Below are 22,380 nucleotides of genomic sequence, written 5' to 3'. Positions count from 1 at the left end.
ACGGACCCCATCCCCCCACCCCCCATCCCCCCCGTAACCCACCGTCCCCACCTCATCACCCCACGCCCACCACCCCGCCGCCCGTCAACAGCTCCCCGTTCCCGGGGTACGCTGGATGGTCACCCCAGCCAGCTCATGAAAGACGCCGCGATGCCTGTCGAGACGGTCTTCCCGCGCCTGGAAGCGCTTCTCCCGCATGTCCAGAAGCCCATCCAGTACGTCGGTGGAGAGCTCAACTCCACCGTCAAAGACTGGGATTCCTGCGATGTGCGCTGGTCGCTCATGTACCCGGACGCCTACGAGGTCGGGCTGCCCAACCAGGGCGTCATGATCCTGTACGAGGTCCTCAACGAGCGCGAGGGTGTGCTGGCCGAGCGCACGTACAGCGTCTGGCCCGACCTCGAAGCGCTGATGCGCGAGCACAATGTGCCGCAGTTCACCGTGGACGCGCACCGCCCGGTGAGCGCCTTCGACGTACTCGGCGTGTCCTTCTCCACCGAGCTGGGCTACACCAACCTGCTCACCGCCCTGGACCTCTCGGGCATCCCGATCGAGGCCAAGGACCGTACGGAGGACCACCCGCTGATCCTCGCGGGCGGCCACGCGGCCTTCAACCCGGAGCCGATCGCCGACTTCCTGGACTGCGCGGTCGTCGGTGACGGCGAGCAGGCCGTGCTGGAGATCACCGAGATCATCCGCGCCTGGAAGGCCGAGGGCCGCCCGGGCGGGCGCGACGAGCTGCTGTTCCGTCTCGCGAAGACCGGCAGCGTGTACGTCCCCAAGTTCTACGACGTGGAGTACCTGGCCGACGGGCGCATCTCGCGCGTCGTGCCGAACCGCTCCGGCGTCCCGTGGCGGGTGTCCAAGCACACCGTCATGGATCTGGACGAGTGGCCCTACCCCAAGCAGCCGCTCGTCCCGCTGGCCGAGACCGTCCACGAACGGATGTCGGTCGAGATCTTCCGTGGCTGCACCCGCGGCTGCCGTTTCTGCCAGGCAGGCATGATCACGCGCCCCGTGCGGGAGCGAAGCATCACCGGCATCGGCGAGATGGTGGACAAGGGTCTGAAGGCCACGGGATTCGAGGAGGTCGGCCTGCTGTCGCTGTCCTCCGCGGACCACACCGAGATCGGTGACATCGCCAAGGGGCTCGCCGACCGGTACGAGGAAGACAAGATCGGTCTGTCGCTGCCGTCGACCCGCGTCGACGCCTTCAACGTCGATCTTGCCAACGAGCTGACGCGCAACGGCCGACGCTCCGGACTGACCTTCGCGCCCGAGGGCGGCAGCGAGCGGATGCGCAAGGTCATCAACAAGATGGTCTCGGAAGAGGACCTGATCCGTACGGTCGCCACGGCCTACGGCAACGGCTGGCGGCAGGTGAAGCTGTACTTCATGTGCGGCCTGCCCACCGAGACCGACGAGGACGTCCTCCAGATCGGCGACATGGCGGTCAACGTCATCGCCAAGGGCCGCGAGGTCGCCAAGTCCAACGACATCCGCTGCACCGTCTCCATCGGCGGCTTCGTCCCCAAGCCGCACACGCCGTTCCAGTGGGCGCCGCAGCTCTCCGCCGAGGAGACCGACGCCCGCCTGGAGAAGCTGCGCGACAAGATCCGCGGCGACAAGAAGTACGGCCGCTCCATCGGCTTCCGCTACCACGACGGCAAGCCCGGCATCGTCGAGGGCCTGCTCTCCCGCGGCGACCGCCGCGTCGGCGCCGTGATCCGCGCCGTCTACGAGGGCGGCGGCCGCTTCGACGGCTGGCGCGAGCACTTCTCGTACGACCGCTGGATGAAGGCCGCCGAGGAGACCCTCCCCGAGTACGGCGTCGACGTCGCCTGGTACACCACCCGCGAGCGCACCTACGAGGAGGTCCTCCCCTGGGACCACCTCGACTCCGGCCTGGACAAGGACTGGCTCTGGGAGGACTGGCAGGACGCCCTCGACGAGACCGAGGTCGAGGACTGCCGGTGGACGCCGTGCTTCGACTGTGGGGTGTGTCCGCAGCTCGATCTCGACATCCAGATCGGCCCGACGGGCAAGAAGCTGCTGCCGCTGAGCGTGGTCAACAAGTAGCGCCTGACGACGGGCCTCCTCTGCCGCTGGGCAGGGGAGGCCCGTTCTCATCGGTCCGCGAAGGCGTCGTTCTTGATGACGAGACGTTCCTCGACGTCGTCCGGAATGATCAGTACCAATTGGACCTCGGGCGCTCTGGCCCCGGGGACCTTCTTCCGGCGCACCGTGCAGGTGACGCCTGCGCGTCGGAGATCCTCGGCCACCGTCCCCCGGCCGGCCCGTTTCCAGCGGTCGCGGAAGGTGTCGCCGTTGCCGACCATGACCCATCGATCCCGTTCGACGGTGCCGGTCCCGCGGGCCCACTGCGGCCCGGGCTCCGTGGCGGGCAGGTACTCCCGCACCCTGACCGGTACCGCGCCGAGTGCCGTGGTGACGGCGTCGAGCAGGCGGGTGTAGACGGTTTCCGGTGCCGGAGCGCCCCGGCCACCGCTCCGGCAGCCGCGGCAGCGCAGATAGCTGTAAGCACGCTGCTCCGTGAGCGTTCGGTGCACGGTCATGTTCGTCCCGCAGTCGGCGCACACCAGAATGCCCAGGAATTCGGTCGCACCGCCCGGCCTCCTGGCGGGCTGGCACCTCGTACGCGCGTCGAGGACATTCTGGAGGGACTGCCACTCCGCTTCGGTGAAGACGGCGTCCGCCACCTTGATCGGATTGCCGTCCCTGCCGAGGACGAGCCTCGACCGGCGGACACCGCCGTTTTTGTCCTCTCGGACCCGGAGTCCCATGAGCGCCGGGTTCCTCAGCCTGCGCAGCAGTGTCGAGGTGGTCCAGTTCCCACCGCCTCCGGTGGGGATCCGAGCGCGCATGAGGACGGTGGTCATGCGGCGCGCCGGCACCCCACGATGTGCGGCGTCCAGACACCAGCGGAGCACGCGGCGCGCCTTCGGATCGATGACCAGTCTGCCGCGGTCGTCGATGACGTATCCGTACGGCGGCTTTCCGACCAGCCAGTCGGACTGTTCCCTGGTGTATCCCACAGGCTCGCCACGCGTCGGCTGGTACCCGCCGTCTCCAGTTCGGCGATGCTCGCGATGATCTCGGCGACGGCTCTTCCGGCCGGACTGAACAGGTCGATCGTGTCGTGCACGGACACCAGGTTCTTGCCGTGCTTGAGACACCAGTCCGTCATCGTGCTCAGGTCGGTCAGTCGGCGGACGAAGCGGTCGAGGCGCCAGAAGAGCAGGACGTCGAAATCCGGCACTCTGTCGTTGAGCCAAGGGCCGAGCCGGCGGCGCTTCCACGGTGGGACTCTGGTCGCGGAGACGTTCAGGTCGCGGGCGACGCCTACGACCCGGTAGCCGCGCTCCAGTGCGAAGACGCGAAGGTCGAGTTCCTGTCGGGCGGGTGAAGTGGTCTCCGCTGTGAGGACGGACAGCCGTACGGACAGGAGCGCTCGTGGCGCGTCCGGCGGGAGCAGTCTCTCCTTTGCTTCCAGCTCGTGCAGCAGGCGCAGGTCAGCCGCTTTCCAGGTCACCTCCGCTTCGTGGGTCCGCTGTTCGCGTGCCGTGTGCTTCGTCATAAGCTCACCAACGACGAAGTTCCAGGTACGTACCCGGCCCGGCCCCCGCGATGGCGCGGTGGCCGGGCCGTGGCATAGGTGTGACAGTGCTCATATCGGGCGCGAGGGGGAAGAAGCCGCATGGAGCCCATGGGTGGGGCGGGGTTGTCCGAGGGGCGGGGACGGGGTGGAGTGTCTGAGCGGTACGGGGCGGGGGAGGGGTGTCTGACGCGGGTGGTGCGGGTGCCGGTGCGGATTGTGGTGCTGGTGTTCGTGGTGCCGGTGCGGCTGGTGTGGGACGGGCTGGTCGCTGGTGGGCGGGCGCTGCACCGCGGGGTGCTGCGGCCGGTGGGGTGGGGGCTCGGGTGGCTGGGGCGGGTGCTGGTCGTCGCGCCGGCGGTCTGGGTGTACCGGTGGGTGCTGGCGCCGGCCGGGCGTGGGGTCGCCTGGGCCGGGCGGGGGCTGGGTGCTGCGTTGTCGTGGGTGGGCAAGGCGCTCTTCTTCTGGCCTTGGGTTGCTCTGTGGCGGTATGTGGTGGTGCCGGTCGGGACCGGCCTCGGTGTGGCTGTGGCCTGGCTGGTGCGCTACCTCGTCGTGGTGCCGGCGGTCTGGGTGTACCGCTGGGTGCTGACGCCGGTCGGGCATGCCGTGCTGTGGCTCGGCGGCGGGGCCGCGTGGCTGGTCCGCGGGCTGGGGGCGGGGCTGGCATGGTTCGGACGGCATGTGTTCGTGCTGCCTGCCCAGTGGTGCTACCGGCGGGTGCTGACCCCCGTGGGGCACGGCATCGCCTGGGTGGTCCGGGGCATCGGGGCCGCCGTGGCCGCGCTCGTACGGTGGACGGTCGTCGTCCCGGCGGTCGCGGTGTGGCGGTACGTGCTGGCCCCGGTGGGCCGGGCGGTCGGCGTCGCGGTGACGGTCGTGGTGCGGGAGACCGGCGCCGCGTTCGGGCACTGCTGGCGGGTGGCCGGGTACGTCTCCCGGGCCGTCGGCCGGTTCCTCGGCACACTCCTGCGGTGGATCTTCGTCGAGCCGTTCCGCTGGGTGTACCGCACGGTTCTCACTCCGGTGGGCCATGCCGTACGGGACGGCCTGTGGTGCCCGGTGCGGCGCGCGGCGGGGCGGGCGGGCCGCGCCGCGCGGCGTGCGCTGGCCGCCGCCCGGCAGTCCGTACGGCAGGCCCGTGCCGACGTCCGGCGGGCCCTGTTCGGGGCGCCGGGGCGGCCGGAGCGTGCCGCGGTGCCGGAGCCCCGGCGGGAACCGGCGGTACCGCAGGCACGTACTCTAGGTAAGACGTCCGGGCGCGACGTGTCCCCGCCTGGGCGGGGGCCTGGACCGGTCGACGCCGGGTAGGTGTCATCCGGGACCGTCCCCGCCTCACGCGGGGGTCACGTCCAGCAGCGCCCTCACACAAGGAGAAGTAACACTGGGCAAGCGACAGCCCGAAGGCCCGCCGCCCGCACCGGCGGTGCAGCGCATCCGACTGCGCTACACCAAGCGCGGCCGCCTCCGGTTCACCAGCCACCGCGACTTCCAGCGCGCTTTCGAGCGGGCGCTGCGCCGCGCCGAGGTCCCCATGGCCTATTCGGCGGGCTTCACCCCGCACCCCAAGGTGTCGTACGCCAACGCCGCGCCGACCGGTACCGGCAGCGAGGCCGAGTACCTGGAGATCCAGCTCGCCGAGCGCCGCGACCCGGCGCTGCTCCGGGAGCTGCTGGACGCGTCGCTGCCGGCCGGTCTGGACATCACCGACGCGGTCGAGGCCCGCACCTCCGGCTTCGCCGACCGGCTGCAGGCCTCGGTGTGGGAGCTGCGGCTCGACGGCGTCGAGCCCGCCGAGGCGGCACGGGCCGTCGAGGCGTTCCTGGCCGCCGAGGACGTGCAGGTCGAACGCCGTACGAAGAACGGCATGCGGACCTTCGACGCGCGGGCAGCGGTCACCCGCCTCGAAGCCGCCGCCCCCGAGGGCGATAGGCCGGACGGCAAAGCCTGTGCGATACTGCGGCTGGTTGTTCGGCATTTGACACCTGCCGTACGACCCGACGACGTCCTGTCCGGCCTCCGAGCTACGGCCGACCTGGCGCCGCCGGTCCCCGCAGCGGTGACCAGGCTGGCGCAGGGGCTGCTCGATGAGGAGACCGGCGCGGTGACCGACCCGCTCGCGCCCGACCGCGACGCTGCCGAGGCCGGCACGACAACGGCCGCCGGCTGAGTGCCGCGAGGCGCCGGACGGTCCTGCTCAGGACCGCCGTCGTCGCGTCGCCGATCAACCAGGGAGCCACCCCGGTCCGGCAGACGCACTGACCAGCAGACTTTCGCCGGTCCCCGACCTACGGGCCCGGCGAGCGAGACGACAGCTCCCGTGCGGCGCCCGCGCCCCGGAGGGCGGCACCGCGCATCATCGGCGGGCCGCGTCCGGAATCAGGCGTGGCGCCCGGGAGCGTGACGGGAGAACCGCCCGCATGCTCGAACCCATTGAGCCCAACGAACCCAGCGGCCCTTCGGAGCAGTCCTCCGGAGGCAGCACCCCCAGCGACACGCTGCCGCCGCGCCGCCGGCGCCGTGCGGCCTCCCGGCCGGCCGGCCCGCCCACGGCGGCGAGCACTCCGGCCGAGAGCCCGGTGACCGCGGACAGCGGCGCCGGAACCGCGGACGGCGCGGCTGTGAGCGCCGCGCAGGACGGCCGGAGCGACGCCTCCACGGTCGTCTCCGGCGAGGACGCCAAGCCGGCCCGTACGCGTCGCCGTGCCACCCGTAAGGCCACCGCTCCGGCCGGCTCGCCGCAGCCCGCCGCCGAGCAGCCCGCCGTGGCGGCCCCGGCGCAGACCGACGCCGAGGACGAGGAAGAGGCCGAGGAGACCGCCGAGGTCCAGGCCGCCGAGGCCCCGGCCGCGCCCGTCGAGGACACCAAGCCCGCCCGTACGCGCCGCCGTGCCACCCGTAAGGCCACCGCCCCCGCGGGCTCCCCGCAGGCGGACGCCGCCGCGCAGAGCGCTCCGGCCGCCGCTGCCGCCCCTGAGGCCGCCGAGCAGGCCGCCGCGGCCGGCTCCGGTGACGCGCCGCGCCGCCGCTCGCGCCGCCGTACCGAGCGTGCCGCCGAGGCCCCGCAGCAGGAGCAGTCCGCCGCCGAGCAGCCGCGTGCCGAGGCCGAGGCCGCGCCGGAGGAGCCCGTCCGTGGCTCCCGCCGCCGCGACCGGCGCCCGCCGACGGCCGTCTTCCAGGCGCCGGTCTTCACCGAGCCGATGTTCCAGACCCCGGAGACGGCCGCTGCCGCTGCCGCCGCCGCGGCGGCCGAGCAGGCTGTCGAGGAGCCCGCCGAGCAGGACGAGCAGCCCGCGGCCGGTGGCCGTCGCCGTCGCCGCCGGGGTGCCGCCGTCGAGGCCGAGCAGCAGCCCGCCGCCGAGCAGGCGCCTGCTCAGAAGGCCGAGAAGGCCGAGCAGGCCGAGCCTGTCCAGGACGCGCAGGACCTCCAGGACGACGACGAGGACGACACCGACGACGAGCGCGGCGACACCGCACAGGGCGACGACGAGTCGGGCGACCGCCCCTCGCGCCGCCGCCGCCGCGGTGGCCGCCGCCGCCGTCGTGGTGAGGCCGCCGACGGCAGCGACGAGCAGCCGGGCGAGGCGCCGCAGTCCGACGCCGGGGAGCTCGCCGCCGAGGAGGAGCCGGCCGAGCAGGCCGCGCCCGCCGAGGAGGACGAGCAGCAGGGCGGCGGCTCCAGCAGCAGCCGTCGGCGTCGGCGCCGCCGCCGTCGCAGCGGCGACCTCGGTGACGGGGACGCCGCCCAGGGCGGCGACGACCCGGAGCGTACGGTCGTCAAGGTCCGTGAGCCGCGCAAGAAGGACGAGCCGTCCGACGAGGTCCAGTCCATCAAGGGCTCGACGCGTCTGGAGGCCAAGAAGCAGCGCCGCCGCGAGGGCCGCGAGCAGGGCCGCCGCCGGGTGCCGATCATCACCGAGGCGGAGTTCCTGGCGCGCCGCGAGGCCGTCGAGCGCGTCATGGTCGTCCGCCAGAGCGGCGAGCGCACCCAGATCGGCGTCCTCGAGGACAACGTGCTCGTCGAGCACTTCGTCAACAAGGAGCAGGCGACCTCGTACGTCGGCAACGTCTACCTCGGCAAGGTGCAGAACGTCCTGCCGTCGATGGAGGCCGCCTTCGTCGACATCGGCAAGGGCCGCAACGCCGTGCTGTACGCGGGCGAGGTCAACTTCGAGGCGCTCGGCATGGCCAACGGGCCGCGCCGCATCGAGACCGCGCTGAAGTCCGGCCAGTCCGTGCTGGTGCAGGTCACCAAGGACCCGATCGGCCACAAGGGCGCCCGCCTGACCAGCCAGGTCTCGCTGCCGGGCCGCTACCTGGTCTACGTGCCCGAGGGCTCGATGACCGGCATCAGCCGCAAGCTGCCGGACACCGAGCGGGCGCGCCTGAAGCAGATCCTGAAGAAGATCGTCCCCGAGGACGCGGGCGTCATCGTCCGGACCGCCGCCGAGGGCGCCAGCGAGGACGAGCTGCGCCGCGACGTGGAGCGCCTCCAGGCGCAGTGGGAGGACATCCAGAAGAAGGCCAAGGCGGGCTCCACCAGCTCGCCGAGCCTGCTGTACGGCGAGCCGGACATGACCGTCCGGGTGGTCCGTGACATCTTCAACGAGGACTTCTCCAAGGTCATCGTCAGCGGCGACGAGGCGTGGGAGACCATCCACGGCTACGTCTCGCACGTGGCGCCGGACCTGGTCGACCGCCTGCAGAAGTGGACCTCGGACGTCGACGTCTTCGCGACGTACCGCATCGACGAGCAGCTGATGAAGGCGCTGGACCGCAAGGTCTGGCTGCCCTCCGGCGGCTCGCTGGTGATCGACAAGACCGAGGCCATGGTCGTCATCGACGTGAACACCGGAAAGTTCACCGGCCAGGGCGGCAACCTCGAAGAGACCGTGACCAGGAACAACCTGGAGGCGGCCGAGGAGATCGTGCGCCAGCTGCGGCTGCGCGACCTGGGCGGCATCGTCGTCATCGACTTCATCGACATGGTGCTGGAGTCCAACCGGGACCTGGTGCTGCGGCGGATGCTGGAGTGCCTGGGCCGCGACCGTACGAAGCACCAGGTCGCCGAGGTCACCTCGCTGGGCCTGGTTCAGATGACCCGTAAGCGGGTCGGCCAGGGCCTGCTGGAGTCCTTCTCCGAGCCGTGCGTGCACTGCAACGGCCGCGGCGTCATCGTCCACATGGACCAGCCGTCCTCGGTCGGCGGCGGTGGCGGCGGCAAGCGCAAGAAGAAGGGCGGCAAGGGCGGCGCGTCCGGCCAGGACCACCAGCACCACGACCACCAGCACCACGACGAGCACCAGGACGCCGCCGAGAGCGCGCGGGCCGGTGAGCACCCGGAGCTGGAGCCGGCCGCGGTGACCGAGGCGGAGCTGCAGCCCGCGGTGGCCGACACCGACGAGTGGTTCGGCAGCCCGGCGGAGGCCGAGGCGGCAGCCGGTGGCGTACGCGGCCGTGGCCGTCGTCGCGCCGGCCGCAAGGTGACCGCCCCGGCGGGCGCGCCCAAGGCGTCCGAGGCCGCCGCGATCGTGGTGGAGGCCCCGGAGCCCGCCCCGGCACCGGCCGCCGAGCCGGAGCCCGCCGTGGCGCCGGAACCGGCCGCGGAGCCCGCGCCGGCCCGTCCGCGCCGCCGTGCGACCCGTAAGGCGTCGGCTCCCGCGGGTTCGCCCAAGGTCGCCGAGGAGGCTCCGGCGGCGGAAGCCGCGCCCGAGCCGGTCGCCGGAGCCGTCGTCGAGCCGGTCGCCGAACCGGCTGTCGAGGCGCCCACGGACGCCGTCCCCGCGGACGACGCCGTGCGCACGGGCGACGTCGCGGTCACCGAGGCGCCCGAAGCCGCCGAGGCCGTCGAGGAGGCCGCCGAGGAGGCGCCCGCCAAGAAGACCGCGGCGAAGAAGGCGGCCAAGAAGGCGCCCGCGAAGAAGACGGCGGCCAAGAAGACGGCCACGAAGGCGCCCGCGAAGAAGACGGCGGCGAAGAAGACCACCGCCAAGAAGACCGCGGCCGAGAAGGCGCCTGCCAAGAAGGCCGCCACGAAGAAGGCCACGACGAAGAAGGCGGCGGCCAAGAAGACCGCTGCCGCCGAGCAGGCCCCGGCCGCGTCGGTGTCGGCTTCGACGGAGGACTGAGCGGGTGGACCGCGCTCCGGGCCGTACGCGGCCCGGGGCCGGTTTGACCCCCCGGTCAAGGCCCCGTAACCTTGACCGTCGGCGTCTGTAGCACGCCAAACCCCTGAGCAAACACCTCCCGGTCCGCCGGGGGAGGCCGCTCGTCCATTCGGATTTCACGGGATCGTCTTGAACCCGTGTGGGCGGCTGGCATCAGTGGTCCCGTATCTAGCGAGAGAGTGAGATCCGCGTGTACGCAATCGTGCGTAGCGGTGGTCGCCAGCACAAGGTTGCTGTCGGCGACATCGTCGAGGTTGACAAGATTTCTGCCGGCAAGGTGGGCGACGCGGTCGAGCTCTCGACGCTGCTCGTCGTCGACGGCGAGTCGGTTACCAGCGACCCGTGGGTGCTGGCCGGGGTGAAGGTCCAGGCGGAGATTGTGGACCACCACAAGGGCGCCAAGATCGACATCCTGAAGTACAAGAACAAGACCGGCTACCGCAAGCGGATCGGTCACCGCCAGCAGTACACGGCGATCAAGATCACCGGCATCGACTCGCCGGCGAAGTAAGGGACTGAGGAGACATGGCACACAAGAAGGGCGCATCGTCCACTCGGAACGGTCGCGACTCCAACGCTCAGCGGCTCGGCGTGAAGCGCTTCGGCGGTCAGGCCGTCAACGCCGGTGAGATCCTGGTCCGCCAGCGCGGCACCCACTTCCACCCGGGCACGGGCGTCGGCCGCGGCGGCGACGACACCCTGTTCGCCCTGGACGCGGGCGCGGTGCAGTTCGGCACCCACCGTGGCCGCAAGGTCGTGAACATCGTCCCGATCGCCGAGTGACCCACCACTTCGGTATCGAGCGATAGCTCAGCAGCACCACTCCGAGGGCGGACCGCCTCTCCCCGCAGTACGCGGGAAGGCCGGTCCGCCCTTGGCGTGTTAGTACAGAGACAATCCCGTCGTATCTGGAGGCATCCCCACCATGACCACCTTCGTGGACCGCGTCGAGCTGCATGTCGCCGCGGGTAACGGAGGCCACGGCGTGGCCTCCGTGATGCGCGAGAAGTTCAAGCCGCTCGGCGGCCCGGACGGCGGCAACGGCGGCCGCGGCGGCGACGTGATCCTGGTCGTCGACCAGGACGTCACCACCCTCCTGGACTACCACCACCACCCGCACCGCAAGGCCACCAACGGCCAGCCGGGCGCCGGCGACCACCGCGCGGGCAAGAACGGCCAGGACCTGGTCCTGCCCGTCCCGGACGGCACCGTCGTCCTGGACCGCGCGGGCAACGTGCTCGCCGACATGGTCGGCCAGGGCACCACCTTCGTCGCCGGGCAGGGCGGCCGCGGCGGCCTCGGCAACGCCGCGCTGGCCTCCGCCCGCCGCAAGGCCCCCGGCTTCGCGCTGCTCGGCGAGCCCGGCGAGGCCCGCGACATCGTGCTGGAGCTCAAGACCGTCGCGGACGTCGCGCTGGTCGGCTACCCGAGCGCCGGCAAGTCCTCGCTGATCTCGGTGCTCTCGGCCGCCAAGCCGAAGATCGCGGACTACCCGTTCACCACCCTGGTGCCCAACCTCGGCGTGGTCACGGCCGGTTCCACCGTCTACACCATCGCGGACGTACCCGGCCTGATCCCCGGCGCCAGCCAGGGCAAGGGCCTGGGCCTGGAGTTCCTGCGGCACGTCGAGCGCTGCGAGGTGCTCGTGCACGTCCTGGACACCGCGACCCTGGAGTCCGACCGTGACCCGGTCTCCGACCTCGACATCATCGAGGCGGAGCTGGCGCAGTACGGCGGCCTGGACGACCGGCCGCGGGTCGTCGTCCTCAACAAGATCGACATCCCGGACGGGCAGGACCTCGCCGACATGATCCGCCCCGACCTGGAGGAGCGCGGCTACCGCGTCTTCGAGGTCTCGGCCGTCGCGCGCACCGGCCTCAAGGAGCTGTCGTACGCGCTGGCCGGCATCGTCGCCGAGGCCCGCGCCGCCAAGCCCGTCCAGGAAGCCACCCGTATCGTCATCCGCCCGAAGGCCGTGGACGACGCGGGCTTCACCGTCACCCCGGAGGGCGAGAACTTCTTCCGCGTGCGCGGCGAGAAGCCGGAGCGCTGGGTGCGCCAGACCGACTTCAACAACGACGAGGCCGTCGGCTACCTCGCCGACCGCCTCAACCGCCTCGGCGTCGAGGACGAGCTGCGCAAGGTCGGCGCGCACGCCGGCGACGGCATCGCGATCGGCCCCGAGGACAACGCGGTCGTCTTCGACTGGGAGCCGATGATGGCGGCGGGCGCCGAGATGCTCGGCCGCCGCGGCGAGGACCACCGCATGGACGCGCCGCGTCCGGCCGCGGTGCGCCGCCGCGACCGCGAGGCGGCGCGGGACGAGGCGGAGGGCGAGTTCCAGGACTTCCGTCCGTTCTGACACACGGGAACGCGTACGCGGAAGGCCCCCGGGAGCACCGGGGGCCTTCCGCGCTGCCGGGGCCGCGGGGCTCCCGCGGGCGTCGGGCCGCCCGGCTGCCGTAGATTTGCGGACGTACGGAAACACCCGGACGGAACCTCCCGCCCACGGGACGTCCCGTACCCGGCGGTGACAGGCGAGCACAGGGGTAGGCAGTGGCAGGCGCAAGGCAGGACGTGACGGACGCCCGCAGGATCGTGGTCAAGGTCGGTTCGTCCTCGCTGACCACGGCGAGCGGCGGCCTGGACGCGGACCGGGTGGACGCGCTCGTGGACGTGCTGGCCAAACACCAGGACAAGGAGATCGTGCTGGTCTCCTCCGGCGCCATCGCGGCCGGCCTCGCGCCGCTCGGCCTGGACAGGCGGCCGCGCGACCTGGCCCGGCAGCAGGCCGCCGCCAGCGTCGGCCAGGGCCTGCTGGTCGCCCGCTACACCGCCTCCTTCGCGCGCTACGGCCGCCGCGTCGGCCAGGTCCTGCTGACCTCCGACGACACCAACCGCCGCGCCCACTACCGCAACGCCTTCCGCACCCTGGACCAGCTGCTGGCCATGGGCGCCGTACCGATCGTCAACGAGAACGACACCGTCGCCACCGACGAGATCCGCTTCGGCGACAACGACCGGCTGGCCGCCCTGGTCGCCCACCTCGTCCGCGCCGACCTGCTCGTACTGCTCTCGGACGTGGACGGGCTCTACGACGGCGACCCCAGCACCCCCGGCACCTCCCGGATAGCCGAGGTGAGCGGCCCGGCCGACCTGGAGGGCATCTCGATCGGCAGCGCGGGCCGGGCCGGCGTCGGCACCGGCGGCATGGTCACCAAGGTCGAGGCGGCCCGGATCGCCGCCGCGGCCGGCATCCCGGTCGTGCTGACCTCCGCCGTGCACGCCGCCGACGCGCTGGCCGGCGGCCCCACCGGCACCCACTTCCTGCGCACCGGCCGCCGCTCCGCCGACCGGCTGCTGTGGCTCGCGCACGCCTCCACCCCACGCGGCGCGCTGGTGCTGGACGACGGCGCCGTGACGGCCGTGGTCGAACGGCACTCCTCGCTGCTGCCGGCCGGCATCGCCGCCGTCGAAGGGGAGTTCAGCGCGGGTGATCCGGTGGAGCTGCGGGACACCGCGGGCCGCGCCGTCGCCCGCGGCCTGGTCAACTTCGACGCCCGGGAGATCCCGCGGCTGATCGGCCGCTCCACCCGCGATCTCGCCCGCGAGCTGGGCCCCGCGTACGAACGCGAGGTCGTGCACCGTGACGATCTGGTCGTCCTGCACCACTGACGGTCGTCACAACAGGGAAACAAGTGGCAGGAAAGGTCCAAAGACCAGCCTTTCCACGGAGACCTTCTCGAAAATGCCCCCGCGACGGCCCGCGGGCTGGTCAACTTTGTTGCGGGGACGGCGTCAGGGGAGCGCCGTCCGCCGCGCGCGAGTGCGCGCCGTGGGACAGCAGTGCCGGACCACTGCCGAGGAACCGCCCGCGACCGGGCCCCGGAGCAGCGCGCCCCGCGGTGACCCGGGAGGTCCGCACGCGGCGGCGCATCCGGCGGCGGTCCGGTGCCGGTGAAGGACGACAGCACCGATCGGCTCCGCCCCCGTACGTACGAGCGGAGCGATACGCATACCAGGAGGCCGCCGGTGAGACGAGGGCGCTCAGGGGCGCTGCCCCGAGGGACGGCGGAGCGCACACTGACCAGCGTGGGAACCGCCGCAGCGGCCGGCGGTGCCGCGTCCGGGGACCGTGCGGGGCCGGGCCGGACGCCGTCCGAGCGGCCGGTGGCCGCCCGGCGGGAAGCGTCCCGGCTGTGGCACGTCACCCTCAGCGTCTCGGGGGCCGAGGCCCCCGTCCAGGAGGTCCGGCGGGCGCTCGAACAGCTCGCCCACGACCACCCCTTCCTGCTGACCAGCCGCTACGCCCACGACCACGCCGAGATCCGCTACTGGGAAGAGGCCCGTGACCTGCACGACGCGGCGGCGGTCGCGCTGCGGCTGTGGGGCGAGCACCGCTCCTCGGCCGGGCTGCCGCCGTGGGAGATCGTGGGCCTGGAGGTCATCGACCGGGAGACGTACCACCAGCGTGTCGCCGAGGGGTACGGGCCGCCGCCCGCCTCCCGGGTGGGCGTGCATCCGTACTGACACCCGCACCGGTCCTCGTACCGGCCCGGCCGCGTCCCGCCAGGCAAGATGCGGCCGGGCCGGGTTCCGCCGTCCGGCTACGCTGTGAGCCATGACCAGCGAATCAGCGCACTCCTCACCCGTCATCGAGACCGCCCGGCGCGCCAAGGAAGCGGCAGCCGTCCTGGCGCCGCAGCCGCGCACCGCGCGCGACGGCGCGCTGCTCGCCATCGCCGACGCCCTGGTGGCCCGCACCGAAGAGATCGTCGAGGCCAACGCCGGGGACGTCGCCAAGGCCCGCGCCGCGGGCACCGGCGAGTCCCTGGTGGACCGGCTCACCCTGACGCCCGAGCGGGTCACGGCGATGGCCGCCGACGTCCGCGACGTGGTGGCGCTGCCGGACCCGGTGGGCGAGGTGCTGCGCGGCTCGACCCTGCCCAACGGCCTCGACCTGCGGCAGGTGCGCGTCCCGCTGGGCGTCGTCGGGATCATCTACGAGGCCCGGCCGAACGTGACGGTGGACGCCGCCGCGCTGTGCCTGAAGGCGGGGAACGCGGTGCTGCTGCGCGGCTCCTCCTCCGCTTACGCCTCGAACACCGCGCTCGTGGAGGTGCTGCGGGACGCGGTGGCGAGCGTCGGGCTGCCCGCCGACGCCGTCCAGCTGGTGCCGGGGGAGAGCCGCGACTCGGTGCGCGAGCTGATGCGGGCGCGCGGCCTGGTCGACGTGCTGATCCCGCGCGGCGGCGCCTCGCTGATCCGTACGGTCGTGGAGGAGTCGACCGTCCCGGTGATCGAGACCGGCACCGGCAACTGCCATGTCTACGTGGACGAGCACGCCGACATCGACATGGCGCTGGACATCCTGATCAACTCCAAGGCGCAGCGGCCGAGCGTGTGCAACGCCGCCGAAACGGTTCTGGTGCACGCCGGCATCGCCGAGACGTTCCTGCCGCGGGCGCTGGAGGCGCTCACCCAGGCCGGTGTGATCGTGCACGGCGACACGGCCTGGCAGCAGGCCGGGCCCGGCCTGGTCGCGCCCGCCACGGACGAGGACTGGGCGGCGGAGTACCTCTCGTACGACATCGCGGCGGCCGTCGTGCAGGACCTGGACGCGGCGGTCGCGCACATCCGCCGCTGGTCCTCCGGGCACACCGAGGCGATCGTCACCACCTCGCAGGCCGCCGCCCGCCGCTTCACGCAGCTGGTGGACTCCACGACGGTCGCGGTCAACGCGTCCACCCGCTTCACCGACGGCAGCCAGTTCGGGTTCGGCGCCGAGATCGGCATCTCCACGCAGAAGCTGCACGCCCGCGGCCCGATGGGACTGCCGGAGCTGACCTCGACGAAGTACATCGTCACGGGGGACGGTCACACGCGCTGACGGGGGCGGGGGTACGGCAGGCGCTGACGGTAGGGCGGGGGCACGGCACGCGCTGACGGTGGGGCGGGACGTCCGTGACGCGGGGGAAGTCCGGTCTCCGCTGCCGGCGCCGGCGGTACGGCGGTGAGCACGCCGTCCGTCGGCCCCACGGGCGCCGAGCGCCCCGGTCCGCGGCCGAATTCCCGTGCTCCCCGCCCATGACCGGCCGCCCCGGGCTAGTCTGGACGGGTGCCGGACGACGTGGGGGGCAAGCCGTTCCCGGACGGCGAGGAGCCCGACGAGCACAGTCAGCCGAGCCACGGGGAAGCGGACGAGGAGTTCGCCTCCGTGGTCCTCGACGAGGACTTCGTGCGGTCCGCGCGCTTCCACGAACCCACCGCGGTGGAACGGATGCTGGCCGCCGCCCAGGCCCGCGCCGAGGCCGACGCCGCCCGCGCCCGCCCGGGCTACGGCACCGACCCGGACGCCGATGACCCCCCGGACGGCCGGCCCCGCGCCACGGGCCGCCGCTACGGCCGCGGCGCCGACGACCCCCGCGAGCGGGGCGCGGACCCGGACGCGTACGGCCCCCATGGACCGTACGGGCCGTACGGCGGCGCCCTGCGCCCCTACCGCGGCAGTGTCCGCTGGCACCGCCCGGTGGCCTGGGTGCTCGCCGTCCTCATGGGCATTGGTCTGGTCGCGCTGGCCTTCTCCGCGGTCTACCGCGGCGCATCCGGGGGGCGCACGCAGAATCCGACACCACCGCCCGCGACCAGCGGTGTGGACGGCGTGCCGCCCGTGCGCTCCAGCCTCCTGCCGTCGGCGTCCGCCTCGGCCGAGTCGACGCCGCCGCCCGCGCCGGCCACGCCGCGTACGGGCTGAGCGCGCACGGCAGAGCCGGACGGGCTCCCTGAGCGGGCCCGGCCGCCGCAAGCGGCAGACCCAGCTCCGGAAGAATCCGCCGAACTTGTCCCGTACCAGGGCGTTTACCGGCGCCTCCGCAGACCTACTCTTGTGGTATGGCCGGTGCTGGTGACCCTCCCGAAGGGACTCCCGAGGGCGCCGCGGGAGGCGGAGAGGACGAATACCGATCCGTCGTCTTCGACGAATCGTTCGTACGAGCTGCACGCCTTCAGGAGTACTCGGCGAGGGAGCGCATGGAGGACCACGCGCGGGCCGTACGCACCCGGCACGTCTGGGCCCGGCTCGGCGGCGCCCGGCAGGCCGTGCTCCTCGCCCTGCTGATCGTCATCGCCTTCGGCACCGCCATCTACATGGGCGTCCGCCACCCCTACCGGCCGCCCGAGCCGATGGCGGCGGAGCCGCTGCGGTCCACGGTCGTACCGCTGGCGCCGGACGGCGCCGTGCCGGGCGGGAAACCGGCGGACCTCTTCGCGCGCAGCCCCGCGGCGCAGTACCGCATCGGCGCGGCGGGTGTGAACCTGCCCGCCGTCGAGCGGACCGAGCACTTCTCCGACGGCCAGGTCGTCTCCGCCCTGACCCTGGCCAAGGACTACATCGTGCGCTCCTCGATCGACCCGGCCACCCTGACGGGCGGGTCCGTACGGCCGGTGGGGCTGTTGCTCGACCCCGGCCAACTCGACCAGTTCGACCGGAGTCTGGCGCACCCGGCCGACGACGGACGGCACGCGGCCACCGGTTGGCTGACCCGCTTCGACCCGGGGCAGGTGGAGCTGGCGGATCCCGCCGTACGGGTCAGCGGGACACTTTCGGCCACCGAGGTCAGCGCGGACACGCTGGAGGTCAGCGCCGACTTCACCTTCGCCTACGCCCTGCGTCCGGCCACCGCCGGAGCCGCACCGGGCCAACAGGCTGCTGCCGCCTCGCTGTTCACCGTCCGCCGCGAACTGCGCTTCCGTATCAGCCGTGACGACCTGGGCGACCACCGCCTGGAGGTGCTGCAGAGCAACCTCCAGGCGGGGCCGATGTCCTGCTCCGCCGACGCGTCGGGCACGCTGCGTCCGCTGCTCGCGGGGCAGCGGGCCGAGGGTGCCGGGCCGGCGGCCACCGACCCGTACGCCCGCGGCCGTTCGAACACCGGGCTGTGCGGAAGGCTGGCGGCTACTGGCCGGCCGGCCCCGGACCGTCCGACCCGTTAGCGCCGTCCGAACCGTTCGCGCCGCCGGAGCCGCCCGTACCGCCGGAGCCGCCGGGCCGGGAGCCGCCGCGGAAGACCGTGTCCCGCAGCTTGCCGCCCAGGTCACCGGCGCCGCCGGCTATGTCGCGCACCAGGCCCATCAGCGGGTCCTTGCTGGTGCGCACCGACTCGGCGTAGTGCGCGGCGGACTCGCGGAAGGAGTCGGAGACCGAGGTGTCCTTGTCCTCGTCCTTGCGCGGGTAGTGGCCGTCCATGATGCGCTGGTAGTCGCGGCTGGCCGCCCACTTCTTCAGCTCGGCCGCCCGCACGGTGGTGAACGGGTGGCTGCGCGGCAGCATGTTCAGCACCTTCAGCACGGAGTCGCGCAGGTCGCCGCCGGCCTCGTACTCCTCGGCCTGCTTGAGGAACGCGTCCACGTTCATCTCGTGCAGGTGGTTGCCGCCGGCCAGCTTCATCAGACCGCGCATGGACGCCTGCAGGTCCTGCCCGACCAGCAGACCGGCCCGGTCCGCCGACAGCTCCGACTTGCGGAACCACTCCCGCAGCGCCGTCACGATCGCCATGACCGCGACATTGCCCAGCGGAATCCAGGCGATCTTCAGCGCGAGGTTCGTCAGGAACAGCAGGATCGTGCGGTACACCGCGTGGCCGGAGAGGGCGTGGCCGACCTCGTGGCCGATGACCGCGCGCATCTCCTCCTCGTCCAGCAGCTCGACCAGACCCGTGGTCAGCACGATGATGGGCTCGTCGAGGCCGATGCACATGGCGTTCGGCTGGGGGTCCTGGTTCACGTACATCGGCGGGACCTTCTCCAGGTCCAGGATGTAACAGGCGTCCCGCAGCATGTCGTTGAGGTGCGCGAACTGCTGGTCGCTGACCCGCACCGAGTCCGACAGGAACAGCAGCCGCAGGCTGCGCTCCGGCAGCAGACCGCTGAGCGTCTTGAAGACGGTGTCGAACCCGCTCAGCTTGCGCAGGGCCACGAGCGCGGAACGGTCCGCAGGGTGCTCGTAGGCGCGGGACGAGATCCCGGGGAACCTCCTGCGGTCCCGGCTCGGTACGCGCTCGCTGCCGCCTGGGCTCTCCGTCATTGGGGCCTCCCCCTGTTCGACTGCGTGTGATTCAGACTAGAGGACGCCACTGACAGCCATTTGGATGCCCAGGCGTACGCTGGCGAGCGCACCAGGGGCCCGCAGATGCCCACATGCCCGTACAAAGGGAGCGCTTCAGTCATGCCGAACCCGAGCGTGCTGCTCGCCGCCGCGGCGGAGACCTCGAAGAACGACGGCCCGGGATGGATCCTGCGCACCGTCCTGATCGTCGGCATCCTCGGGGCCGTGCTCCTCGCATGGGTCCTGCTGCACAATTACGGGAACAACGACGCCAAGGACGCCAAGGACGCCAAGGACGTCAGGGGTGCCAAGAACGTCAGGGACGACCGGGGCTGACACCGCCCCGTTCCCGGCCGCCCCGCCTGCCCGCGGCCCCGAGGGGCCCGCGGACGGGCGTACGAACGCCCTCCGTGGCGGAGTCGGCGTGAGACGCGGGTGAGCTCGCGCATACGATGTGGCGGAAGTCTCTGTCCGACCCCATCCCGGATTGGTTCTGCCGACGATGAGCCTGCACACCACCGCACAGCACCTGGTCACCCTCGCCGAAGGCGGTGAGAAGGGCGGCGGGCACGAGAGCCTGAGCCCGTTCGTCACGGGCGGCGGCGCGCTGATCGCCCTGCTCCTGCTGCTCTGGATCACCACTCGCTTCAACCGGGACCGCTGAGGGCGGGCACCGGCACCGCGCAGCGCCCAGTAGGGTCTGCACGCATGGGAGAGCAGACAGGGCCCGTGAAGCGGCGGCTCGGAGTGATGGGCGGGACGTTCGACCCGATCCATCACGGACACCTGGTCGCCGCCAGCGAGGTGGCCAGCCAGTTCCACCTCGACGAGGTCATATTCGTCCCGACGGGGCAGCCGTGGCAGAAGAGCCACAAGACGGTGTCGCCGGCCGAGGACCGTTATCTGATGACGGTCATCGCGACCGCGTCCAATCCGCAGTTCTCCGTCAGCCGGATCGACATCGACCGCGGCGGCAAGACCTACACCATCGACACGCTGCGGGAACTGCACGACCTGCACCGTGACGCGGACCTTTTCTTCATTACCGGCGCCGACGCGCTCGGCCAGATCCTGACCTGGCACGACGCGCCGGAGCTGTTCTCGCTGGCCCACTTCATCGGGGTGACCAGGCCCGGGCACATACTCGCCGACCCCGGGCTGCCCGAAGGAGCGGTGTCCCTGGTCGAGGTGCCGGCCCTGGCCATCTCCTCGACCGACTGCCGGGCGCGCGTCGCCCAGGGGGATCCGGTCTGGTACCTGGTGCCGGACGGTGTCGTGCGCTACATCGACAAGCGCGAGCTGTACCGCGAGGACCTGACCGGCCACGACGGCCGTTGACATCTGTTGCCGACGGCCGCGACGACGGCCGCCGACGGGGCTCACGGAAAGGGGCACCGGTGAACGACCGACACGACCCGTACGTGCCGCAGGACCCGTATGCCCAGGACCAGCAGGGGCAGCCGGGGTACACCTACGACGCCTACGGGCAGCCGGTGTACCCGGAGGCGCCGCAACAGGTCGCGTACGACCAGTACGGGCAGCCGGTGGGCTACGACCCGTACGGCACGCAGGCCGGGTACGACCCGTACGGTCAGCAGCAGGGCGGGCAGCACGGCACCGGTGGGCAGATTCCGGGGCAGCAGGGGGCGGGGCAGGGCGGCGCCGGGCAGCAGGGGTACGGCTATGACCCGTACGGTCAGCAGCAGGTGCCTCAGCAGGCTCAGTACCCCCAGCAGGCGCAGCACCACCCGTCGCAGGCGCAGCATTCTCAGCAGACGCATCAGTCTCAGCACCCTCAGAGCCCTCAGCACCCTCAGCAGTACGACCCGTACGGGCAGCCCCAACAGTTCCAGGAGCCCCACCAGGTCCAGCAGGTCCAGCAACCTCACCAGGCCCAGCCGTCTCATCAGCCTCAGCAGTCCCAGCAGCAGGGCTGGATTCCGCAGCAGTCGGCGCAGCCCCCGTACGAGCAGGTCGCCTACCAGGAGCCGGAGCAGCAGCCGTACGGGCAGGCCGGCCAGGAGACCGCCGGGCGGACCCCGCGCGGCGGGGCGTCGGGCCCCGGCGGCCGGGCGCCGGGCCAGGGCGCCGCGCCGGCTTCCGGGAGCGCCCCGGACACGGACTACCGCACCGAGCAGTTCTCGTTCATCGAGGAGCCGACCGAGGACTCCGAGGACGTCATCGACTGGCTCAAGTTCACCGAGAGCCGGACCGAGCGGCGTGAGGAGGCCAAGCGGCGCGGCCGCAGCCGCAAGGTCATGCTGATCGTGCTGCTGGTCCTGCTGCTCCTCGGCGGCGCCGGCTACCTGTGGTGGGCGGGCAAACTGCCCGGCCTCTCGGGTGCCGGGGCGGGCAAGGAGGCCGGGGGCGCCGGGGAGAAGCGCGACGTGCTCGTCGTGCATCTGAAGGACCCGAAGGGCAACAGTTCCACCGCACTCCTCGTCGACAACGAGAGCGCCCACAAGGGCACCACCGTCCTGCTCCCCAACAGTCTGGTCGTCTCCACCGAGGACGGCGGGTCCACGACGCTGGCCAAGTCGGTCAAGGACCAGGGCATCGACCCCACCCGGGAGGCCCTGAACACCCTCCTCGGCGCCGACATCAAGGCCAGCTGGCGGCTGGACACCCCGTACCTGGAGAACCTGGTCGAGACGACCGGCGGCATCACCCTGGACACCGACGCCACCGTTCCCGGCGCCAAGAAGGACGACAAGCCGCTCGTCAAGCAGGGCAGGGCCCAGGAGCTGAACGGCCAGGCGGCCGTGGCGTACGCCACCTACCAGGCGCCCGGCGAACCGCAGAACAAGCAGCTGGAGCGCTTCGGCCAGGTGATGCAGGCCACCCTGAAGAAGGTCTCCAGCGACGCGGACGGCGCCACGGCCACCGTGAAGTCGCTGCTCCAGGTCCTGGACCCGCCGCTCACCGAGGCGGAGCTGGGCAGCTCGCTCGCGCAGCGCGCCGAGCTGGCCAAGGCGGGTGCCTACGGGACCACCCTGCTGCCCGTGCAGCAGGACGGCACGCTCAGCCGGCAGGCGGCGGACGGCGTGGTCAAGGAGGTGCTCGGCGGTACGGTCAAGAAGGCCGACCCCAGCTCGACCCCCCGGATCAGCGTCCAGAACGCCACCGGCAAGAAGGAAGCGACCGACAAGGCACGGATCTCCCTGGTCAACGGCGGGTACTCGTTCGTCGACGGCGGCACCGCCGCGGCGAAGCCCGCGTCCGAGGTGACGTATGCGGACGCCGCCCAGAAGGCGAAGGCCGAGGAGGCCGCCAAGACGCTGGGGCTGCCGGCGGGCGCGGTCAAGCAGGGCAAGGTCGCCTCGAACGCGGACGTGTCGGTGGTCCTGGGCCAGGACTACAAGGGCTGAGGGCGCCGGGAGGGCGGTCCGGGACGGGTCCGGGCCGCCCCTGGCTGCCCGGCCTGCGGAGCGGCCGGGGACGGCCGCCGGGGCCCGCCCGTAAAGCCCGGTGGGAGTGTCGGCGGTCCGTGAGAC

Annotated in this window: 19 protein-coding genes; 16 read left to right on the top strand and 3 right to left on the bottom strand. The window is 72.4% G+C overall.

The window, feature by feature from the left end:
• Positions 1-150 precede the first annotated feature (150 nt).
• Positions 151-2,079, top strand: coding sequence for a TIGR03960 family B12-binding radical SAM protein (locus AB0L45_RS01575; protein ID WP_365834940.1), 1,929 nt, complete (start codon positions 151-153; stop codon positions 2,077-2,079).
• Between the two features lie 47 nt (positions 2,080-2,126).
• Here the strand turns inward: AB0L45_RS01575 and AB0L45_RS01570 are convergent, their stop codons facing one another.
• A complete protein-coding gene (locus AB0L45_RS01570; protein ID WP_365834939.1) occupies positions 2,127-2,900 on the bottom strand; it encodes a recombinase zinc beta ribbon domain-containing protein in 774 nt (257 codons plus the stop codon).
• Positions 2,897-3,598 (bottom strand): recombinase family protein, encoded by a 702-nt coding sequence (locus AB0L45_RS01565; RefSeq protein ID WP_365834938.1) that lies wholly within the window; start codon positions 3,596-3,598, stop codon positions 2,897-2,899. The genes AB0L45_RS01570 and AB0L45_RS01565 overlap by 4 nt, the downstream gene beginning before the upstream one ends.
• A 171-nt stretch (positions 3,599-3,769) precedes the next feature.
• Here AB0L45_RS01565 and AB0L45_RS01560 point away from each other — a divergent pair, with 171 nt between their 5' ends.
• The 11 genes from AB0L45_RS01560 (at position 3,770) to AB0L45_RS01510 (ending at position 17,775) form a co-directional block, all read left to right on the top strand.
• Positions 3,770-4,927, top strand: coding sequence for a hypothetical protein (locus AB0L45_RS01560; RefSeq protein WP_365834937.1), 1,158 nt, complete (start codon positions 3,770-3,772; stop codon positions 4,925-4,927).
• A 115-nt stretch (positions 4,928-5,042) separates the two neighbouring features.
• Complete coding sequence (locus tag AB0L45_RS01555) at positions 5,043-5,786, top strand: TIGR03936 family radical SAM-associated protein (RefSeq protein ID WP_365834935.1); 744 nt, start codon at positions 5,043-5,045, stop codon at positions 5,784-5,786.
• Between the two features lie 250 nt (positions 5,787-6,036).
• On the top strand, positions 6,037-9,744 hold the full coding sequence (locus tag AB0L45_RS01550; protein ID WP_365834934.1) for an Rne/Rng family ribonuclease: 3,708 nt from the start codon (positions 6,037-6,039) through the stop codon (positions 9,742-9,744).
• Positions 9,745-9,973: 229 nt separating this feature from the next.
• Complete coding sequence (gene rplU / locus AB0L45_RS01545) at positions 9,974-10,294, top strand: 50S ribosomal protein L21 (RefSeq protein WP_031001886.1); 321 nt, start codon at positions 9,974-9,976, stop codon at positions 10,292-10,294.
• Positions 10,295-10,308: 14 nt separating this feature from the next.
• A complete protein-coding gene (gene rpmA / locus AB0L45_RS01540) occupies positions 10,309-10,566 on the top strand; it encodes a 50S ribosomal protein L27 (protein WP_360122472.1) in 258 nt (85 codons plus the stop codon).
• 142 nt (positions 10,567-10,708) lie between these two features.
• Positions 10,709-12,145, top strand: a complete 1,437-nt coding sequence (gene obgE, locus AB0L45_RS01535; RefSeq protein WP_365834932.1) for a GTPase ObgE — start codon at positions 10,709-10,711, stop codon at positions 12,143-12,145.
• A 215-nt stretch (positions 12,146-12,360) separates the two neighbouring features.
• Positions 12,361-13,458 carry a glutamate 5-kinase gene (gene proB / locus AB0L45_RS01530; protein WP_365835610.1) on the top strand — a complete coding sequence of 366 codons (1,098 nt, stop codon included), beginning with the start codon at positions 12,361-12,363 and terminating at the stop codon, positions 13,456-13,458.
• Positions 13,459-13,815: 357 nt separating this feature from the next.
• Positions 13,816-14,313 (top strand): hypothetical protein, encoded by a 498-nt coding sequence (locus AB0L45_RS01525; protein WP_365834930.1) that lies wholly within the window; start codon positions 13,816-13,818, stop codon positions 14,311-14,313.
• A gap of 91 nt (positions 14,314-14,404) precedes the next feature.
• Positions 14,405-15,673, top strand: a complete 1,269-nt coding sequence (locus AB0L45_RS01520; protein WP_365834929.1) for a glutamate-5-semialdehyde dehydrogenase — start codon at positions 14,405-14,407, stop codon at positions 15,671-15,673.
• 228 nt (positions 15,674-15,901) lie between these two features.
• On the top strand, positions 15,902-16,537 hold the full coding sequence (locus tag AB0L45_RS01515; RefSeq protein WP_365834927.1) for a hypothetical protein: 636 nt from the start codon (positions 15,902-15,904) through the stop codon (positions 16,535-16,537).
• 137 nt (positions 16,538-16,674) lie between these two features.
• Complete coding sequence (locus tag AB0L45_RS01510) at positions 16,675-17,775, top strand: hypothetical protein (protein ID WP_365834925.1); 1,101 nt, start codon at positions 16,675-16,677, stop codon at positions 17,773-17,775.
• Here the strand turns inward: AB0L45_RS01510 and AB0L45_RS01505 are convergent.
• Positions 17,738-18,865, bottom strand: a complete 1,128-nt coding sequence (locus AB0L45_RS01505; RefSeq protein ID WP_365834922.1) for a M48 family metallopeptidase — start codon at positions 18,863-18,865, stop codon at positions 17,738-17,740. The genes AB0L45_RS01510 and AB0L45_RS01505 overlap by 38 nt on opposite strands.
• Before the next feature lie 141 nt (positions 18,866-19,006).
• Between AB0L45_RS01505 and AB0L45_RS01500 the strand changes: the two genes are divergently transcribed.
• The 4 genes from AB0L45_RS01500 to AB0L45_RS01485 all read left to right on the top strand — a co-directional run bounded on the left by AB0L45_RS01500 (position 19,007) and on the right by AB0L45_RS01485 (position 22,254).
• Positions 19,007-19,222 (top strand): hypothetical protein, encoded by a 216-nt coding sequence (locus tag AB0L45_RS01500; protein ID WP_365834921.1) that lies wholly within the window; start codon positions 19,007-19,009, stop codon positions 19,220-19,222.
• 166 nt (positions 19,223-19,388) lie between these two features.
• On the top strand, positions 19,389-19,550 hold the full coding sequence (locus AB0L45_RS01495; protein ID WP_365834919.1) for a hypothetical protein: 162 nt from the start codon (positions 19,389-19,391) through the stop codon (positions 19,548-19,550).
• Between the two features lie 44 nt (positions 19,551-19,594).
• Positions 19,595-20,224 carry a nicotinate-nucleotide adenylyltransferase gene (gene nadD / locus AB0L45_RS01490; RefSeq protein WP_365834917.1) on the top strand — a complete coding sequence of 210 codons (630 nt, stop codon included), beginning with the start codon at positions 19,595-19,597 and terminating at the stop codon, positions 20,222-20,224.
• A 59-nt stretch (positions 20,225-20,283) separates the two neighbouring features.
• Positions 20,284-22,254 carry an LCP family protein gene (locus AB0L45_RS01485; protein WP_365834915.1) on the top strand — a complete coding sequence of 657 codons (1,971 nt, stop codon included), beginning with the start codon at positions 20,284-20,286 and terminating at the stop codon, positions 22,252-22,254.
• Positions 22,255-22,380: the final 126 nt, after the last annotated feature.

This window comes from Streptomyces sp. NPDC052496, assembly GCF_040679095.1.
Lineage (GTDB): Bacteria > Actinomycetota > Actinomycetes > Streptomycetales > Streptomycetaceae > Streptomyces.
This window is presented reverse-complemented; position numbering and strand designations above follow the sequence as displayed.

Bases quoted from the DNA above. Each gene is read 5' to 3' on its own strand.
- AB0L45_RS01575 (WP_365834940.1), top strand. From the start codon at position 151: ATGCCTGTCGAGACGGTCTTCCCGCGCCTGGAAGCGCTTCTCCCGCAT.
- AB0L45_RS01570 (WP_365834939.1), bottom strand. From the start codon at position 2,900: ATGACCACCGTCCTCATGCGCGCTCGGATCCCCACCGGAGGCGGTGGG.
- AB0L45_RS01565 (WP_365834938.1), bottom strand. From the start codon at position 3,598: ATGACGAAGCACACGGCACGCGAACAGCGGACCCACGAAGCGGAGGTG.
- AB0L45_RS01550 (WP_365834934.1), top strand. From the start codon at position 6,037: ATGCTCGAACCCATTGAGCCCAACGAACCCAGCGGCCCTTCGGAGCAG.
- rpmA (WP_360122472.1), top strand. From the start codon at position 10,309: ATGGCACACAAGAAGGGCGCATCGTCCACTCGGAACGGTCGCGACTCC.
- obgE (WP_365834932.1), top strand. From the start codon at position 10,709: ATGACCACCTTCGTGGACCGCGTCGAGCTGCATGTCGCCGCGGGTAAC.
- AB0L45_RS01520 (WP_365834929.1), top strand. From the start codon at position 14,405: ATGACCAGCGAATCAGCGCACTCCTCACCCGTCATCGAGACCGCCCGG.
- AB0L45_RS01510 (WP_365834925.1), top strand. From the start codon at position 16,675: ATGGCCGGTGCTGGTGACCCTCCCGAAGGGACTCCCGAGGGCGCCGCG.
- AB0L45_RS01505 (WP_365834922.1), bottom strand. From the start codon at position 18,865: ATGACGGAGAGCCCAGGCGGCAGCGAGCGCGTACCGAGCCGGGACCGC.
- AB0L45_RS01500 (WP_365834921.1), top strand. From the start codon at position 19,007: ATGCCGAACCCGAGCGTGCTGCTCGCCGCCGCGGCGGAGACCTCGAAG.
- AB0L45_RS01495 (WP_365834919.1), top strand. From the start codon at position 19,389: ATGAGCCTGCACACCACCGCACAGCACCTGGTCACCCTCGCCGAAGGC.
- nadD (WP_365834917.1), top strand. From the start codon at position 19,595: ATGGGAGAGCAGACAGGGCCCGTGAAGCGGCGGCTCGGAGTGATGGGC.